The following is a 16,526-nucleotide window of genomic DNA, read 5'->3' as shown; positions in this document are numbered from 1 at the left end:
ATATTTCCTCATGCCTGATGATTTCGTCACATAACATCGTCTCGAACCGAGGTGGACATGCCGCACCGTGAGTCCGACCGTCGCCGCTCCGAGCAGGAGGTGGGGCGCCCATGACCACGACGCCGACCCCCCGACGGGTACCCGTGGTCATCGTCGGCGCGGGCCCCGTCGGCGTCACCGTCGCCCTCCTGCTCGCCCGCCAGGGCGTCCGCTCCGTCCTGGTGGAACGCCATCGCGACGTCTACCCGCTGCCCCGCGCGGTGGCCATGGACGACGAGGCACGCCGCATACTCCAGGCCGCCGGTGTCCACGAGGGGTTCGCCGCCCTCGCCCGTCCCGCCCGGGGTCTGCGCCTGCTGGACGCCCGGCACCGCGTGATGGCGACCTTCGACCGTGACACCGAGCAGGGACACCACGGCCATCCGCAGACCACCCTCTTCGACCAGCCCGAACTCGAACGGTTGCTGCGGCGCGCCCTCGCCTCCTGCGGGCGGTGCGAGCTGCGTGAAGGTCTGGAGGTCACCGACGTGCGCCAGGCCCCGGGCGGGCCGGTGCGGGTGACCGTGCGCCCGGTCGACGGAGGAGGACCGGAGTACCTGTGGGCCGAGGCCGTGCTGGGCTGCGACGGCGCCAACAGCCTCACCCGGAGGGCCATCGGCGCCGCATGGGAGGACCTGCGTTTCGAGGAGCGATGGATGGTCCTCGACGCTCGCACGACGCTGCCCGTGCGCTCGTGGGGCGGCGTCGACCAGGTCTGCGACCCGGCCAGGGCCGCGTCCTTCATGCGCATCGCGCAGGACCGCTACCGCTGGGAGTTCCGCCTGCGCGAGGGGGAGGGGGTCGAGGGCGCCGTCGCCGAACGGCGCGCCCGCGAGCTGGTCCGCCCCTGGGTGGAGGCGTCCCGTTCCGAGGACTTCGAGATCCTCAAGCAGGTCGAGTACACCTTCCGGGCCAGGCTCGTCGACCGGTGGCGTCAGGGCCGGGTCTTCCTGCTGGGCGACGCGGCCCACCAGACCCCGCCCTTCATCGGCCAGGGCCTGTGCGCGGGCCTGCGCGACGCGCACAACCTCGCCTGGAAGCTGGCCCGTGTCCTGGCCGGAGACGCCGACGAAGCACTGCTCGACACCTACCAGAGCGAGCGCCGACCCCACGCCCGCGAGCTCATCCGTCTCGCCGTCACGGTGGGATGGACGATGACCGGAGGGCGGGACCGCGTGGCCGCGTTGCGCGGTGCCGCGCTCAGGACCCTCTTCCGCCTGCCCGGCTTCGCCCGGGCGGCGGGGGAGCGGCTCGGCCGCCCGATACCGATCGGGCCCCTCGTCCCACGCCGCGGATCGACCCGCACCCGCCTGGTGGGCGGCTCCTGCCCGCAGCCCCGGGTCACGGTCGAGGGCCGGCGCGCACTCCTCGACGACGTCCTCGGGGACGGCTTCGCCCTGGTGACCGCCGTGCCGCCCGCGCCCGCCACGCGCGCCGCCGCCGTCGCCCTCGGCGCGCGCGTCGTCCATGTGGGCCCGATCGGCGCCCTTCCCGGCGAGACCGTCGTCGACGACGACGGCGGCCTCACGGACTGGCTGCGCCGCGGCCGGGCGCAGGCGGTCCTGCTCCGTCCCGACCGCGTCGTCCTGGACGCCGTACCGGCGGCGGGCGCCCTGGACGACACCCCCGCCTGGACCTCGCTGCTGACCACGGCATCCGTTCCCCGCCCACCGACCACGGCCGATCCGCACGACCGACCCGCCACCCCACCGCACAGGAGCAGTTCATGACCACCCCGACCGGCACGGACCACCCCGAGCCCTTCTGGACCCCCGACCCCGCCGCCTCGGAGAACAGCCGCATCGCGGACTTCGGACGCTGGGTCGCCCGCCACCGTGGAGTGGAGGCCTCCGACTACGCGGCCCTGCACCGCTGGTCCGTGACCGACCTGGAGGGTTTCTGGAGCGCGATCTGGGAGTACTTCGAGGTCAGGGCCGACACCCCGTACGAGCGGGTGCTGGAGCGGGAGACGATGCCGGGGGCCCGCTGGTTCACGGGCGCCACCCTCAACTACGCCGAGCACCTGCTGCGGGCGCTCGCGCCGGACCGCCCCGCGATCATCGCGCTGGACGAGAACGGCTCCGAGCACGTGCTGTCCGGCGACGACGTGCGCGCCCGGGTCGCCTCGGTCGCCGCCACCCTGAGGGACATGGGTGTCCGTAGGGGAGATCGTGTGGTCGGCTACCTCCCCAACACCCCGCACGCCATGATCGCCCTGCTCGCCGCCGCCACCCTGGGGGCCGTCTGGTCGGTGTGCGGCCAGGACTACGCGCCACGGGCCGCCGCGGACCGCTTCGCCCAACTCGAACCCACGGTCCTGGTCGCCGCGGACGGCTACCTCTTCAACGGCACCACGCACGACCGCCGCGACGCCTCCCGCGAGCTGGCCCGCGCCCTGCCCTCCCTCAAGGCCACGATCCTGGTCGACCACGTGGGCCTGCCCTGGCCCGGGGACGGTCACCCGACGTCCACCGCCCGATGGGAGGACGCGGCCACCCGCACCGAGCCGCTCGGCTGCGAGGCGGTCCCCTTCGATCACCCCCTGTGGATCCTGTTCTCCTCCGGTACCACCGGCCTGCCCAAGGGCATCGTCCACGGTCACGGCGGCATCCTCCTCGAACACCTCAAGGTCATGGGCCTGCACTCCGACCTCGGTCCCGGAGACCGACTGCTGTGGTACACCACCACCCACTGGATGATGTGGAACATGCAGGTCTCCGCCCTGCTCACCGGGGCCGCCGCCTGCACCTACGACGGTGGCCCGGTGCCCCCCGCCCGCCCGGACCTGTTGTGGGAGCTGGCCGCCCGCCATCGGGTCACCGTCTTCGGCACCAGCCCCCAGTACCTGCTCGCGTGCGCCAAGTACGGCATCGAGCCCGACGCCCACGACCTGTCGGCCGTCCGGATGGTCGGCAGTACCGGCTCCCCCCTTCCGGCGTCGGCCCATCCATGGGTGCGTGCGCACGTCGGCGCACACGTCCAGCTCGCCTCCACCTCCGGCGGTACCGACGTCGCCTCCGGTTTCGCGGGCAGCACCCCGACCACCCCCGTCTGGGAGGGTGAACTCTCCGCCCCCAACCTCGGCGTGGCGCTGGCCGCCTACGACGACAGGGGCGGGCCCGTCACCGACCGGGTCGGCGAGCTCGTCGTCACCCGTCCCATGCCCTCGATGCCGCTCCACTTCTGGAACGACGCCCACGGCACCCGCTACCACGACGCCTACTTCGCCGCCTACCCCGGCGTGTGGCGGCACGGCGACCGGATCACCCGTACCTCGCACGGTTCGGTCATCGTGCACGGCCGTTCGGACGCCACGCTCAACCGCCACGGCGTCCGCCTGGGCAGCGGCGACGTCCACGACGTGGTCGAGCGGCTTCCGGAGATCACCGAGGCCCTGGTCATCGGCTGCGAGGAACCCGACGGAGGGTACTGGATGCCCCTGTTCGTGGTCCTGGCGGACGGAGCCGTGCTGGACGACGCCCTGCGCGAGACGATCCGCGAGGCCATCCGCTCCGGCGCCTCTCCCCGTCACGTCCCCGACGAGATCCTTCAGGTACCGGCGGTCCTCCACACGCGTACCGGAAAGAAGCTTGAGGTCCCGGTCAAACGCCTGCTCCAGGGCGTCGCGCCGGAACAGGCCGTCAGCGCGGGCACCGTGGACGCCCCCGACCTCATCGCCTTCTACGCCCGCCTCGGCGCCGAGCGGCGTCTGGAGGTGACCCGGCGGGCGTCGGTCGGCACGGAGTAGCCCCGTCGTCCTCGCCATCGGTGTACGACCACGCCGCATCCGGCCCATGGCGGCCACGGCGTGGTCATCGCCGTGGGTCGTCGTTCTCGGGGGCGTGCGCTTCGTGCGGGAGCGGCCCGGCCGGGCCGCTCCCGCACGGCACCGGCTCCCCTCCGAACGCCTTCGACGGAGCCGTGGCCGACCGCGGTCGGGCCACGAGGTGATCCGGCCGGGTCCGGGCCCACCGGCCGGGGGCGCCGAGCCGCGCGGCCACGTCGTCCGCGGGCCGCGCGGCGGCGACGGGACCTGCGACCCGGCCCGGTACTCCGCCGGGACGGGATGCCGGTGTCCCGAGGGCGTCCACCGGAGATCGCCGGGTACGAGGGAGGCCTTCGCCCACGAACCGGACATGGCGGCCGAGGTCCGTGACGGAGGCCGGTTCGGTGAGCCGATCCCGCCTCCGCCGTCCCACGTCCGCGACCTCGGCGGCGACGGAGGGCGCCCGACCTCGATCCGTCACGCGGCCGGGGCGCCGCTCGGCACGTTCCGTTCCCCGAGGAGGTGACGCGCCGAGCGGGCGAGCCGGGACATGACGTCTTCGACGTCCACGTCCACCAACGCGCGGTCGCGCTTGCGCCAGGCGCCGCCGACCATCACCGCTTCGATGTCCGCCCGGTCGGCGTTCAGGACGGCTCCCACCGGATCGGGCATCGGGCCCGCGCAGATGCCGCGCGGATCGATCACGACGAGGTCGGCCCGCATCCCGGCGGAGATCCGTCCCACCCGGTCTTCGAGTCCGAGCGCCGTGGCGCCGCCGGTGGTGATCCACTCCAAGGCCTGCCGGCTCCGCGCCGACGTTTCGAGCGCCATGGGCTCACCCGAACGGCGGTTCCGCTCGTGCTCGACCCCTCGCCGCAGGGCGAGGGCCAGTCGTGCCGCGTCACGCACGTCCCCGCCGGTGACCGCGTCGGTGTCGGTGCCGAGCGACGGGAGGCCGCCGGCGTCCAGGAGGCGCGGGACGATGGGCGTGCCGTGCCCCTGCCCCAGTTCGTTCTCGGGTGTGCTGGTGAACGTCACGCCCCGCGAGAGCAGGTACTCCAGCCACTCGTCGGACGACTCGACCCCGTGGGCGATGTTGACGCGCGGTCCGAACAGGCCCTCCGACCGCAGCGCGGTCCAGCCGTCGGCCAGGTCACCACCGCTCTGGTGGAACGACACGACGATGTCCCGGTCGCGTGCGGCCCCGAAGTCGGTGACGGCGACCGCGGGGGAGGAGTACTGGGGGCCCTGAGCGGCCATGCCGATCGTGATGAGCCCGTTTCCGTAGGTATGGGCGATGAGCCGGTCGATCACTTCGACCGGGTGGGGAACGTCGGGGTCGCGGTAGGGCGTTCCGTGCAGGAAGGCCGCCCGGATCCCCGAATCGGCGAGGGCGTCGACGGCCGTGATCGCGTCCTCGGGGGTCGAGCAGTGGTGCGCCCAGTCGGCGATCGTGGTCGTTCCCCGATCGAGCTGCGCGAGTGCGCCGGCCCGGGTCGCCACATGGACGTCCTCCGGTCGGTAACGCCCGGTGATCCCGCCGTGCATGTGGGCCAGGTAGCCCAGGAGGGTCCAATCCGGGCCGGTGCCCCGCAAGGCGGTCTGCCACGTGTGGAGATGGGCGTTGACGAAGCCGGGGCACACGACGCGCCCCGTCAGGTCGACGGTCTCCGCCTCGTCGCGGGGAAGGTCCGGGCCGACTTCGAGCACGGTGTCCCCCTCGATGAGGACGTCGGCCGGTTCGGCCTCGGGGCGGTCCGGGGTCATCGTGATCACGGTGGCCCCGGTGATCAGCGTGCGGTTCACGGGGACTCCTCAGGTCGATGAATATCGGCTACAGTATAGCCGATACTATGTGATCGCCGTCATACGAACGGCGAGACGGCGTCGACCCCGGTGGGATCCATGGGGGTCGCCCGTCGAATCGGAAGGCGCCGACCTCGGCATCCGCGGGCTCGGACGCGCTTCGAGGAGGTACCGGGACCCGGGGTTCGCCGGGCTCGCCCGGACGCCGTGGACGAACACCCCGTCAGCGCTCGCGGCGGACGGCGGAGCAGGGACGAGGAGTCACTCCGCGCGACGGGCGCGATCACACGTCGGACGGTGCCGCCGGTGATCGGGCCGGACCCGTGGCCACGGCCCACCGATCATCCGCGGGCGTCCGCCGAGACGCCGTCCTTCGAACCTTCCACCCGACCCGAGAACTCCCGGTCCCACCGCCGGTGGGCTTTCCCCTGACGCAAGGAGACAGGCGTGAGCACGTCGACCCCATCCAACCCGCCCCCGAAGGGCGTCCGACGAGGGACGCCCCCGCGCGGCGCGGATCTCGCCCGCACGCCGTTGCTGATCTCCATCGTCACCTCGCAGTTCGGGATCTCCATGGTCTACGGGGCGGTCCCGGGGGTGCTGCTCGCGCTCCAGGTGCAGACGCTCGCGGGAGACGACGCCAAGGCCGGCGTCCTGAGCCTGTTCACCGCCTTCGGGGCCGTCGCCGCGCTGCTGTCCCAACCCCTGGCGGGCATGCTCTCCGACCGGACCCGGAGCCGTGTCGGCAGCAGGACCCCGTACGTGCTCGGCGGCGGCCTGATCGCCGCGCCGGTGCTGTGGGCCATGGGCACGGTGGACTCCCTGCTCGTCCTCGCCGTTCTCTACGTGGTGTCCGAGTTCGTGCTCAGCGCGGCCCAGGGGCCCCTCGCCGCGGTGCTACCGGACCGCGTGCCCGCGGAACGGCGTGGACGTTTCAGCGCCGGCCTCGGGCTCGGCATCATGCTCGGGTCCGTGGCCGGCACCGTGCTGGCCTCGGTCCTCTCCGACGACCTGCGGATCGCCTATCTCGTGCTCGGCTGTGTCCCCGTCGTCCTCGGGGCGACCCGGCTCTACCTCGCGGCGGACACCGACAACCGCGGCGTCGCCCGCCCCCCGTCGACCGACGGCATGAGGTGGTGGCGCACGTTCCTGGTCAGCCCCAGGGACCACCCCGACTTCTGGTGGGTCGTGGGGAGCCGGATGTTCACCTACACCGGTTTCTTCGTCGTCCAGGGGTACTCCCTGTACCTGCTGGGCGACTACGTCGGTCTCGGTGACGACGCCGTCGGCCACGTGGGCATCGCCGCCGGAATCGCGGCACTGTGCATCTGCCTGGCCGCCGTGCCCGCCGGACTGCTGTCGGACCGCGTCGGCCGCCGCAAGATCTTCGTTCAGGTCGCCTCGGTGACGATGGGCGTCGGGTTCATGATCCCGCTGTTCTCCCCGTCCCTGCCCGCCTACCTCACGATGGTGGTCGTGACCTCTCTGGCCTTCGGATGCTTCGAGGCGGTGGACACGGCCCTGGTCACGCAGGTGCTGCCCCGCTCGACGTCCTTCGCGCAGGATCTCGGTGTCACCAACGTGGCGTCCATCGCGCCTCAGATCCTGGCCCCGGCGATAGCGGGCGTGATCGTCGTGACGACGGACGGATACGCGCTCGTCTTCCCCGCGGCCGCCCTCTTCGCCGTCCTCGGCGGAGTGACCGTCACCCGGATCCGCGGCACACGCTGACGACGGGCCGGGGCCGGGACCGTCGCGACGGTCCCGGCCCCGGCCGGCTCTGACGCCCTTCCGTCACCGCCGATCGAGCCACGCCGTCACGGCGTCGCCCATCACCAGTTCGAGGTCGCGGCCGGTCAGCCACGGCAGGTGGTCGACGAACATCGTGACGCACTCACCCCACGTGCGGTCCATGCGGGTGACGTCGGTGCCCCAGAACATGCGCTCGGCCCCGAAGGCGTTGTGGATCCGCCGGAGCGCGTCATGGGTCGAGACGAACGGGTAGGGGTCCGTCGCCATGCTCGGGACCCCGGTCGCCTTCACCGCGATGTTGGGGTGCCGCGCCAGGTCGAGCAGGTCGTCCAGGTGCGCCATGGCCTCGGGCAGTGTGAGGAAGGGGAGCACCCCGAGGTGGTCGACCATCAGGCGCATGCGGGGAAAACGTCCGGCCAGCCCGCCGATGAGCGGCAGATCGCCCGGGAGCACCATGAGGGCGACCGGTAGCGCCCGCTCGTCGGCGGCGCGCCACAACCAGTCGAGTTCTCCGGAGGCGACCCGAGCGACCTCGGCCGGGTCGACGACGACGAATCGCAGCCCGACCGCGCCGGGGGCCGCCATCGCGTCGGCCACCAGCGACGCGTCGCCGCCGGGGGAGAGCGGGAACCATCCCATGGTGATGAAGCGCTCGGGGTGGGTGCTCGCGGCGAGGGCGGCGTAGTCGTTGGCGTCGGCGTCCCACAGCGCGGGGCAGTTGATCGCCCGGTCGACGCCGGCCGCGGTCATGGCCTCGACGGCGGTCTCCATGGTGAACGGCGAGCGCGCATGGTGCGGAGGGGCGTCGGGGCCCTCCCAGAGATGGATCTGGGCGTCGACGATGCGCATCTCAGACCCCTCGCGCCGTCGTGAGCCGCTGGAGCATCCAGTCCGCGACGAGCACGTCGCGGTCCTGGCGGTGGTTGTAGACGCAGTGATCGCCGTCGGAGAACACCACCATCTCCTTGTCGTCGGTCGGTGCCCCGTCCAACAGCAGGGCGGCGAGATCGTCGGAGATCATCGGATCCCTGCCCCCGTGGACGACGAGCAGCGGGTAACCGCTGTTCGGGCCGTCCGCCGTGGGGTCGACGGACGCCCAGGTGGCGATCGCCGAGTCCGGGTCGTCGGTGCCGCAGAAGGCCACCATCTTGGTGAAGAACGTCCCGATGTCGGGGGGGACCAGTCTCGGGTGGACGAGTCCGCCGTTGCTGCAACAGGCGCGGACGCGGGGGTCGTGCGCGGCGACCGCCATCGCCAGCCCGCCGCCCATGCTGTTCCCGACGATGCCGATGGGGGACGCGGGGGAGCGGTCCGCGACGTGATCGATCGCCCGTTCGTAGGCGCGGATCCAGGTCGGTGTCAGGTAGTGCCGATGGGTGAAACGGGACTCCCCCTGGCCGGGACCGTCCAGCAACAGCACGTCGAGCCCTCGTGCCGCCAGTGCCGTTCCCATGCCGTCGAAGTCCATCGCCCAGCCCTCGATGCCGCCGATCACGATGACGGCGCCGACCGGGGACGGGCCGGCGGAGAGCCACCAGCCGGCCAACGGTCCGTCCTCGGATTCGAGGACGACCCGCGTCCGGTCGCCGGCGAGGCGCGCGGCCTCGTCGTACAGTTCCGCGGCGCGGGCGAAGATCGCCCGGCGGTCGTCGGTGTCCTCCAGGAACATCATCTGGCTCATGCGCAGGAGAGCGGATCCGCGCCGAAGGTAGGCCACGCGCGTGGGCGTGCCCGGGGCCGTGTCGGCGTACTCCGAGCAGGTCCGGGCGAGGTCGGTCGCGGCGGTCCGCCAATCCTCGCCGGCGACCACTCGGGCCCTGAGCTCCACCACGTCGCCGTGGTCCACTCCGTACGCCATGGTCCGCTCAAGGGAGAACTGGCGTAACGCGGCCTGTGAGACCTGGGAGAGGGCGGCGAGCGCCTCCTCCGTCTCGGCCCGCCGGCCGGTGAACCGGCGGACGTGGACACGGGGGTCGTCGAACACGGAGACGCTCCTTCTGCGGAGTGTTGCGGGGTGGGGTCCGGATGTCGTACGGCTACGCGGGAAGGGCGAGCGCACCGAATCGGGCGGCGGATTCGGCCCACCGACCGTTCGCCGTGTAGGCCACGTATCCGTCGGGGCGGATGAGGATGTGGGCGGGGGTCCGCGTTCCGTAGGCCCGCGCGGCGCGGGCCGCTTCGGAGGAGGGGAGGGCGACGGTGCGCAGCGGCGCGCCGGATCGCGGCCACGGCAGGTCGGCGGCCGAGACGATGGCCTCCTCGCCCAGGGCGAGGAGGGTGAAGTGGGGTCCGCGGAGGTGGTCGATGAGACGTTGGGGGCCCGATTCCGGGTCGGTCCAGTCGATGTTCGGCGCGCGATCGCCCGGCCGGACCCCGGTCGCGTCCTCGGCGACCGACGGGGCCAGCGGGCCGCCGCGATAGCCGAGTGAGAGCTGCCGCTCCTCGTCGCCACGGGTCATCGCCGCGGTCGGTCGGTTCCGGGTGCTCGCGTAGATCTCCGAGGCGAGACCGAGCACGCGGGCCGCGACGGGCTGCCGTTCGTCCTCGTAGGTGTCGAGCAGGGAGTCCGGTGCGCCCGCGAGGGTCTGCCCCAGTTTCCAGCCGAGGTTGTAGGCGTCCTGGACGCCGGTGTTGAGACCCTGGGCGCCGGTCGGCGGGTGGACGTGGGCCGCGTCTCCGACCAGGAGGATCCGGCCCTCGCGGTACCTCCGGGCGAGGCGCGTGTTGGGCCGCCAGACCGAGGACCACCGGACACGGGACACGGTCACCGAGCGCGCTCCCGAGAACGAACGGATCTTCGCCGTGAGACCGTCGGTCGTCACGTCCGCCTCCTCGCCCGCCCGCAGTTTGAGCATCAGCTGGAAGACCTCGCCACCGGGCATCGGGCACAGTGCCATGAACCGTCCGCCCAGGCCCGGCCAGACGTGCCAGAGGTCGCGGGAGAGCCCGTCGAGGACGAGGTCCGCCACGATCATGCGGTCGCTCTCGTCGGTCGTGCCGTCGAAGGGGATCCCGAGGAGGGTGCGCACGGTGCTGGCGCCACCGTCGGCGCCGATGAGGTATCCGGCGTGGGCCGACGTGGTCCCGTCCGGTCCTTCGAGGGTCGCCCGGACCCCGTCGGCCGATGGTTCGAGGTCGGTGAGCCGTGTGCCGAACTCGACCTCGCCGCCGAGTTCGGCGATCCGACGGCGCAACGCGGCGTCGGTGTCGTACTGGCCGATCAGGAGGGTGTCGGCGTGCGGTACCGCCTCGGTGGCCTCGTGCAGCGGGATCATCGTCCGCCGGAGTGTCAACGGACCGAGGTGGACGCCGAGCCGGGGATACGTCGTGGAACGCGCTCCGAGGGCGTCGAGCACGCCCAGGTCATCGAACACCTCCTGGGTCCGGGGTTGGACGCCCTTGGCGCGGGAGCCCTGGAAACCCTCGGACGAGGCGCTGACGATCCGGACGGCCACGCCACGACGCAGGAGGTCGCAGGCGAGGGTCATGCCGGCCGGACCGGCGCCGATCACGAGTACGTCGGAAGAGGTGCTCACTGTGGTGGCCTCCGGTTCGCGGGGAAGGCCGGCCGGAACGACAGCGTCCAACACGCCCGGCGGTCCGCGCCGACCCATTGTGGATACAACGTAGCCGTTATCACGGCGCCTGGCAAGGAGACCCCTTCCGTGCCGCCGTGGCATACTCGTGGCGTGTCGACACATGCATCCACCACAGGGTCCCGGAGAAGCCGGGGGCCCGGACGCCCACCCCTTCCCGTGGACCGGATCGTCGGCGTCGCGCTCGACCTGGTGGACGAGGAGGGCGCGGAGGCCCTGACCCTGCGTTCCCTGGCCACGCGCATGCAGAGCAGCACCGCGACGCTCTATCGACACTTCTCGGGCCGTGCCGACCTCGCCCGCTGCGTCGTGGACGCGGTCTTCGCCGAGGTGCGCCTCGACGAGGCCCTGGTGGAGGCGTCGACCTGGGACGTGTCCGTCGCCCACATCGCCGAGAACATGTTCGCCGTTCTCGAACGGCACCGGAACGTCGCCCCGCTGATCCTCAGTGAGATCCCGATGGGCCCTCACGCGCTCCGACTCCGGGAGCGCTGCCTCTCGGTCCTGGTCACCAACGGGTTCACGCCGCTCAACGCGCTCCGGGCGTACGCGACCCTGGCCCGGTACGTGCTGGGATTCGCGGTCCAGGCGGCCTCGGAGGCGGCCTCGTCCGGTGCGGCCTATCGGATCGAGGGCCACGGCGAGCTGGACCTCCCCGTGACGGCCTACGTGCAATCGGTGGGACCGATCGCCCTCGCCGACGAGTTCCACTTCGGACTCGAACTCATGATGGACGGGCTGCGCTCCCGTCACGCCCGGACGCCGACGCCGTAGCGCCGACGGCGCCTGCCGCGGCGACCCCGGTCTCCGGTCCGGTGGGGAGGGGTCCCCTCGCGGATGTCGACCCGGACCCGTCGTCCGCGACGGTGTGCTCGGCGAGGGGCCGGAGTCCGGCCTCGATTCCTGACGGGAGTGCCCGTCCGGCCTGCGCGGAACCCTGCTGATACGTTGTAGCCGAAAACAGGGTCGTCAGACGGCCGGACCTCGGAATGCGACCAGCGGACGCCCCGTCGGCGACGCGGAGAGTGGATGACGCGTGCGACCGATACCCGACGACGAACCGCCCGCGGAGCGAACCGGACCCAGGGGTGCGCGGGTGCGACGAGTGTTCCTCGCGGTCCTCGCCCTGGCCGCCGTCGAGTCGCTCGCACTGTCGCTGCGCTCCGGTGTGGGAAGCCTCGGCGCGCTGCTGCCGACCCTGCGGGACGACCTGCACCTGACGGCCACGGCCGTCGGCGTCCTCGCCACCCTGCCGACGCTGTTCTTCGCGCTCGTCGGCCTCGGCGCGGGCCGGGTCATCTCCAGGTACGGCCCGCACAAGGTGACGATCCTGCTCCTGGCGACGATCGCCACGGGTCTCGTCGCCAGGGCCCTGACCGGATCATCGCTCGTGTTCGTTCTCGCGACCGGCCTCGCCATGGTCGGCGTCGCCGTCGGGAACGTGGTGCTGCCGGCGCTGGCCAAGCTGCACTTCCCCCGGCGGATCGTCGTGGTCAGCGCGCTGTACGGCGTGGCGATCAATCTCGGGGCCACCATCGCCGCGGTCACCGCCGTTCCGATCGGCGACGTCTTCGGCGGGTGGCGTGGGGGACTGGGCGTCTGGGCGGCGCTGCCCCTCCTGAGCCTCGCCCTGTGGATCCCCTGTGCCCTGATCGGCCGGTCGAGCGCGACCGCCCGAGCAGGAGGGCGACGCCTGTCCATCGCGGACGCGGCGAGGACGAGGCTGGGCTGGGTGATGGCGCTGTGCTTCGGCGCCCAGGCGTCGCAGGCCTACGTGCAGTTCGGCTGGTGGAGCGCCCTCATCGTCGACGCGGGCGGTGACACGGCCCACGCCGGGGCCCTTCTCGGCGTGATCTCGGGCCTGAGCATCCCCATCTCCTTGACGCTGCCGCTCCTGATCCGCGGAACGCGCGGTTCCCTGCTGCTTCCGATCGCCTTCGCGTCGCTGACCTCGGCGGGGTGGATCGGTGTGATGTCCGCGCCGCTGATGCTGGACGGATGGGTGTGGGCCGCGCTTCTGGGGGCCGGGTCCGGGGCGTTCTCCTGGACCCTGGTGATGATCGGCGTTCGCAGCAGGACGCCGGAGGGCGCGGGCCAGTTGTCGGCGTTCGTCCAGGGCGGCGGCTACCTCATGGCGAGCGCCGCCACCTTCGTGACCGGTCTGCTCTACGCGGCGACGGACTCCTGGGCGGCTTCGTTGATCCCCGTGCTCGTGCTGGCCGCGCTGATCGGCGTCGCCGGATCGCTTCTCGGCAGGCTGCCCCCGTTCGAGGACGGACTCCCCGCGACGGCGTCGACCACACCGTCGGAGGGGACGTGAGCCGGGTGCCCCGCCATGCCCCACCGGGGGGTCCTCGCCGGTCCGGGGCGTGCCACCCCTGTGGTGGGCGTGCCGCCGGAACGGCGCGCCCGACGGCCTGACTCCCTCGCGCGGGAGCGGCCCGGGGGCCGGAGAGGTGGTCCGCGCCGGGGCGTCCGGGCGGGATCGCGGGGGCGGCCGACGGTCGACCTCCGTGGACGTCGTGCCCGGGACCCGCCGTCGCACGGCGTGGCGGCGCCGACCGGTGGGGTCGCCGCCCACAACGCCCCTCCCCATCTGACGTTGGCATCGGTTCTGACGAAATCCTCGAATCTGCTTGACTGACGTTATGATCGTAAGTGAATATATCGTCAGAAAGCTAAGGAGGCGGTCGATGACCGACCCGTCCGCACACCGTTCCGCCACCCCGGTCCTCCGCACCGGTGTGGCCCGTCGGCCGAAGGAGGCGTGATGTCCACTCTCGCGAAGGTCCCGGTCCACCGCTCCGACCTGTACTCGGCCGCGGCCGTCCGCGACCCCTACCCGCGCTACACCGAACTGCGCGACCTCGGTCCCGTCGTGTGGCTGAGCAGGCACAAGGTCTACGCGCTGCCCCGGTACGCCGAGTGCAAGGCCGTCCTGCTGGACCACGAGACCTTCATCTCCGGGGAGGGGGTCGCACTCAACTGCGTCGCCAACCGGACCGGCCGCGGCACCACGCTCTACAGCGACGGTGAGGACCACGCGCGCCGCCGCGGCCAGGTCGCGCACCGGCTCACGCCACGGGCACTGCGCTCCATGAAGGACGTCGTCGAGCGGCAGGCCGCCGAGGTCGTCGACGCGGCCGTCGCGCGCCGGACGGTGGACGGCGTGGAGATGGCCACCGAGCTGCCGATGTCGGTCGTCCCGGACTTCGTCGGCTGGCCCAAGGAGGGCCGCGAGCACCTGCTCAGATGGGCCGGCGCGGCGTTCGACGCCCAGGGCCCCGCCAACCGGCAGTCGATGAAGACGTTCCCCTCGGCACTGGGCATGGTGCGTTTCGCCCATCGCGTGGTCCGGGAACGGACCGTGCTCGAAGGCAGCATGGGCGATGACATCCTGCGCGCGGCGGATGCCGGCGCGATGCCGCACGCCGAGTGCGCGACGCTGATGATGGACTACCTGGCCCCGTCGCTGGACACCACGATCAGTGCGATATCCAGTGCGCTGTACCTGTTCGCGACGCATCCCGATCAGTGGCGCCTGCTCAAGGAGGACCCCGGGCTCATCCCGAACGCGGTCAACGAGGTGGTCCGCTACGAATCGCCGCTCCGCGCCTTCGCGCGCACCGCGGCCCACGACTGCGAGGTCGCCGGTACCGCGATCCCGAAGGGCTCACGGCTCCTGGTGATCTACGCCTCGGCGAACCGCGACCCCCGTGAGTGGGACGATCCGGACACCTTCGACATCCGCCGTGATGCCGCCCGCCAGCTCGGCTTCGGGCACGGCACCCACGGCTGCGCGGGCCAGGGGCTCGCCCGTCTGGAGACGTCGGCGATGCTGCGCGCCCTGATCGACCGCGTGGACCGGATCGAGGTGACCGGGACGCCCGAGTGGGCGCTCAACAACATCATCCACCGCTTCGAGCGCCTGCCGCTCGAACTCGTCCCGACTCGCGAGGGAGAGGGCCGGTGAAGATCTCCGTCGACTACGACCGTTGTGAAGGCCACGGCCTGTGCGCGGAGCGGGCTCCGGACGTGTTCAGCCTGGACGACGACGCCGAACTCCGCTACCACTTCGAAGGGGCCGAGGTGCCGGGTGAACACGCCTCCGTCGCACAGGCGGCCGTGAACTCCTGCCCCGTGGCCGTCCTGCGGGCGATCCCGTGACCACGCCGGAGTCGGTGCTCATCGTCGGTGAATCACTCGCCGGCACGACGGCCGCTCGGGAACTCCGCACCCTGGGGTACGGCGGGGCGATCACCATCATCGGCGCCGAGCGGCACGGTCCGTACTCCCGGCCGCCGTTGTCCAAGACGGTCCTCAAGGACCCGACGGCGGACGAGACCCTGGGCCTGCGTCTCGACGACCTCGGGGTCGACGTGGTCCGGACGACCGCGACCGGAGTGGACGTCGACCGTCGTGTGGTGACCGCCGTGGACGGATCGTTCGCCTACGACGCGTTGATCATCGCGACCGGGGCCGAGGCGCGACGGATCGCCGTGCCCGGCCAGCGGGGCGAACTCGTCCTCCGGACCCTGGACGACGCCCGGAGGTTGCGGGCGCGCATGGCCGACGCCCGGTCCGCGATCGTGCTGGGCGCCGGATTCCTCGGCATGGAGGTGGCCGGTGCGTGCGCCGCGCGCGGTGTCCCGGTCACCGTCGTGGACGTCGATCGGCCACTGGAACGGGTCCTCGGGGACTACCTGTCCGCCGCGATCACGGCACGGGCGCGGGAACGGGGAATCCGGTTCCATCACGCCCGGGGACTCGCGACGTTGGCCGGCGACCCCGTCAGCGGTGTTCGGCTCCCGGACGGGACCGTGCTCACCGCCGATCTGGTGGTCACCTGCGCCGGCGAATCACCGTGCACCGGGTGGCTCGCCGGATCGGGCCTGGCCGACGGGCTCGGGGTCGGGATCGACCACGCCTGTTCCACCGGCGTGCCCGGTGTCTTCGCGGCCGGTGACGTCACGTACCTCCGTACGAACGAGGGATCCGGCCCTCCGCGGCGCGCCCCCTTCTGGTCCAACGCCGTCGCGCAGGGCAGGGTGGCCGCGGCCTCGGTGCTCGGCCACCCGCCCGCGGGACCGCCCACCGACGACTTCTTCTGGACCGAGGTCGCCGGTCTCGCGATCAAGGTCGTGGGTCCCCTGCCGGTCACCGGCGAACCGACGACACGGGACGGTGATCCGGGGACCGGGCGGGCCCTGCTCACCTGGGACCGACCCGACGGGCGTTCGACCGTTGTCGCGTACGGCCTGCGCAAGTCCGTCGCCGCACTTCGCGCTCTGGCCTCGTGATCGCGCCGTACGAGTGGTCGCACGGCCGAGGCCGCCCGGACCCGCGCCGCACCGCCGGGCGGTCGCGGCGGCCCGGGACGCCGCCAGGGCTCCCGGGATCCGCCACCCGAGCCCGGTGGGCCGGACCCTCCAGTGTCGTCCCGGTCGCGGAAGGGACGGAAGTCCGACGAGTGTGACGGCTGCGGCCCTGTGGGCGGGAGGCCCAGCAGAGCACGGGATCGGTCGGGCAGCGGTTCCCACGGGAACGGTACGAGGTGTCGGGCGATG

12 protein-coding genes are annotated in these 16,526 nt (G+C 72.4%); 8 read left to right on the top strand and 4 right to left on the bottom strand.

What is annotated here, in order from left to right; all coding sequences use genetic code 11:
* Positions 1–110 precede the first annotated feature (110 nt).
* Together mhpA and PWG71_RS11075 are read left to right on the top strand one after the other, a co-directional pair.
* The gene (gene mhpA, locus PWG71_RS11080; protein ID WP_274809584.1) at positions 111–1,769 is read left to right on the top strand and encodes a bifunctional 3-(3-hydroxy-phenyl)propionate/3-hydroxycinnamic acid hydroxylase MhpA; all 1,659 of its coding nucleotides are present in this window, start codon (positions 111–113) and stop codon (positions 1,767–1,769) included.
* Complete coding sequence (locus PWG71_RS11075) at positions 1,766–3,787, top strand: acetoacetate--CoA ligase (protein WP_274809583.1); 2,022 nt, start codon at positions 1,766–1,768, stop codon at positions 3,785–3,787. Before mhpA ends, PWG71_RS11075 begins: the two co-directional genes overlap by 4 nt.
* Positions 3,788–4,282: 495 nt before the next feature.
* Here the strand turns inward: PWG71_RS11075 and PWG71_RS11070 are convergent, their stop codons facing one another.
* Positions 4,283–5,611: an amidohydrolase family protein gene (locus tag PWG71_RS11070; protein ID WP_274809582.1), complete on the bottom strand. Its 1,329-nt coding sequence runs from the start codon at positions 5,609–5,611 to the stop codon at positions 4,283–4,285.
* A 447-nt stretch (positions 5,612–6,058) separates the two neighbouring features.
* Here PWG71_RS11070 and PWG71_RS11065 point away from each other — a divergent pair, with 447 nt between their 5' ends.
* Entirely contained in the window at positions 6,059–7,342 is a 1,284-nt protein-coding gene (locus PWG71_RS11065; RefSeq protein ID WP_274809581.1) for an MFS transporter, read from the top strand.
* Between the two features lie 63 nt (positions 7,343–7,405).
* On the opposite strand, the gene PWG71_RS11060 is transcribed toward PWG71_RS11065, so the two are convergent.
* Genes PWG71_RS11060 through PWG71_RS11050 form a run of 3 tightly spaced genes read right to left on the bottom strand, consistent with a single transcriptional unit; the run spans position 7,406 to position 10,899 of the window.
* Positions 7,406–8,212, bottom strand: coding sequence for an amidohydrolase family protein (locus PWG71_RS11060; protein ID WP_274809580.1), 807 nt, complete (start codon positions 8,210–8,212; stop codon positions 7,406–7,408).
* 1 nt (position 8,213) lies between these two features.
* Positions 8,214–9,347: an alpha/beta hydrolase gene (locus PWG71_RS11055; RefSeq protein WP_274809579.1), complete on the bottom strand. Its 1,134-nt coding sequence runs from the start codon at positions 9,345–9,347 to the stop codon at positions 8,214–8,216.
* 52 nt (positions 9,348–9,399) lie between these two features.
* Positions 9,400–10,899, bottom strand: a complete 1,500-nt coding sequence (locus PWG71_RS11050) for an FAD-dependent monooxygenase (RefSeq protein WP_274809578.1) — start codon at positions 10,897–10,899, stop codon at positions 9,400–9,402.
* A 219-nt stretch (positions 10,900–11,118) separates the two neighbouring features.
* Here PWG71_RS11050 and PWG71_RS11045 point away from each other — a divergent pair, with 219 nt between their 5' ends.
* The 5 genes from PWG71_RS11045 to PWG71_RS11025 all read left to right on the top strand — a co-directional run bounded on the left by PWG71_RS11045 (position 11,119) and on the right by PWG71_RS11025 (position 16,259).
* On the top strand, positions 11,119–11,733 hold the full coding sequence (locus tag PWG71_RS11045) for a TetR/AcrR family transcriptional regulator (RefSeq protein ID WP_274809577.1): 615 nt from the start codon (positions 11,119–11,121) through the stop codon (positions 11,731–11,733).
* Between the two features lie 322 nt (positions 11,734–12,055).
* Entirely contained in the window at positions 12,056–13,279 is a 1,224-nt protein-coding gene (locus PWG71_RS11040) for an MFS transporter (protein ID WP_274809576.1), read from the top strand.
* A gap of 450 nt (positions 13,280–13,729) precedes the next feature.
* The gene (locus PWG71_RS11035) at positions 13,730–14,932 is read left to right on the top strand and encodes a cytochrome P450 (protein ID WP_274809575.1); all 1,203 of its coding nucleotides are present in this window, start codon (positions 13,730–13,732) and stop codon (positions 14,930–14,932) included.
* Complete coding sequence (locus PWG71_RS11030) at positions 14,929–15,126, top strand: ferredoxin (RefSeq protein WP_274809574.1); 198 nt, start codon at positions 14,929–14,931, stop codon at positions 15,124–15,126. The genes PWG71_RS11035 and PWG71_RS11030 overlap by 4 nt, the downstream gene beginning before the upstream one ends.
* Positions 15,123–16,259, top strand: coding sequence for an NAD(P)/FAD-dependent oxidoreductase (locus PWG71_RS11025; RefSeq protein WP_274809573.1), 1,137 nt, complete (start codon positions 15,123–15,125; stop codon positions 16,257–16,259). The genes PWG71_RS11030 and PWG71_RS11025 overlap by 4 nt, the downstream gene beginning before the upstream one ends.
* Positions 16,260–16,526: the final 267 nt, after the last annotated feature.

The sequence above is a fragment of the Nocardiopsis sp. N85 genome, from assembly GCF_028882275.1.
GTDB lineage: Bacteria > Actinomycetota > Actinomycetes > Streptosporangiales > Streptosporangiaceae > Nocardiopsis > Nocardiopsis lambiniae.
Note: the sequence above shows the minus strand (reverse complement) of the source record. Positions and strands in the feature narration are given on the sequence as shown.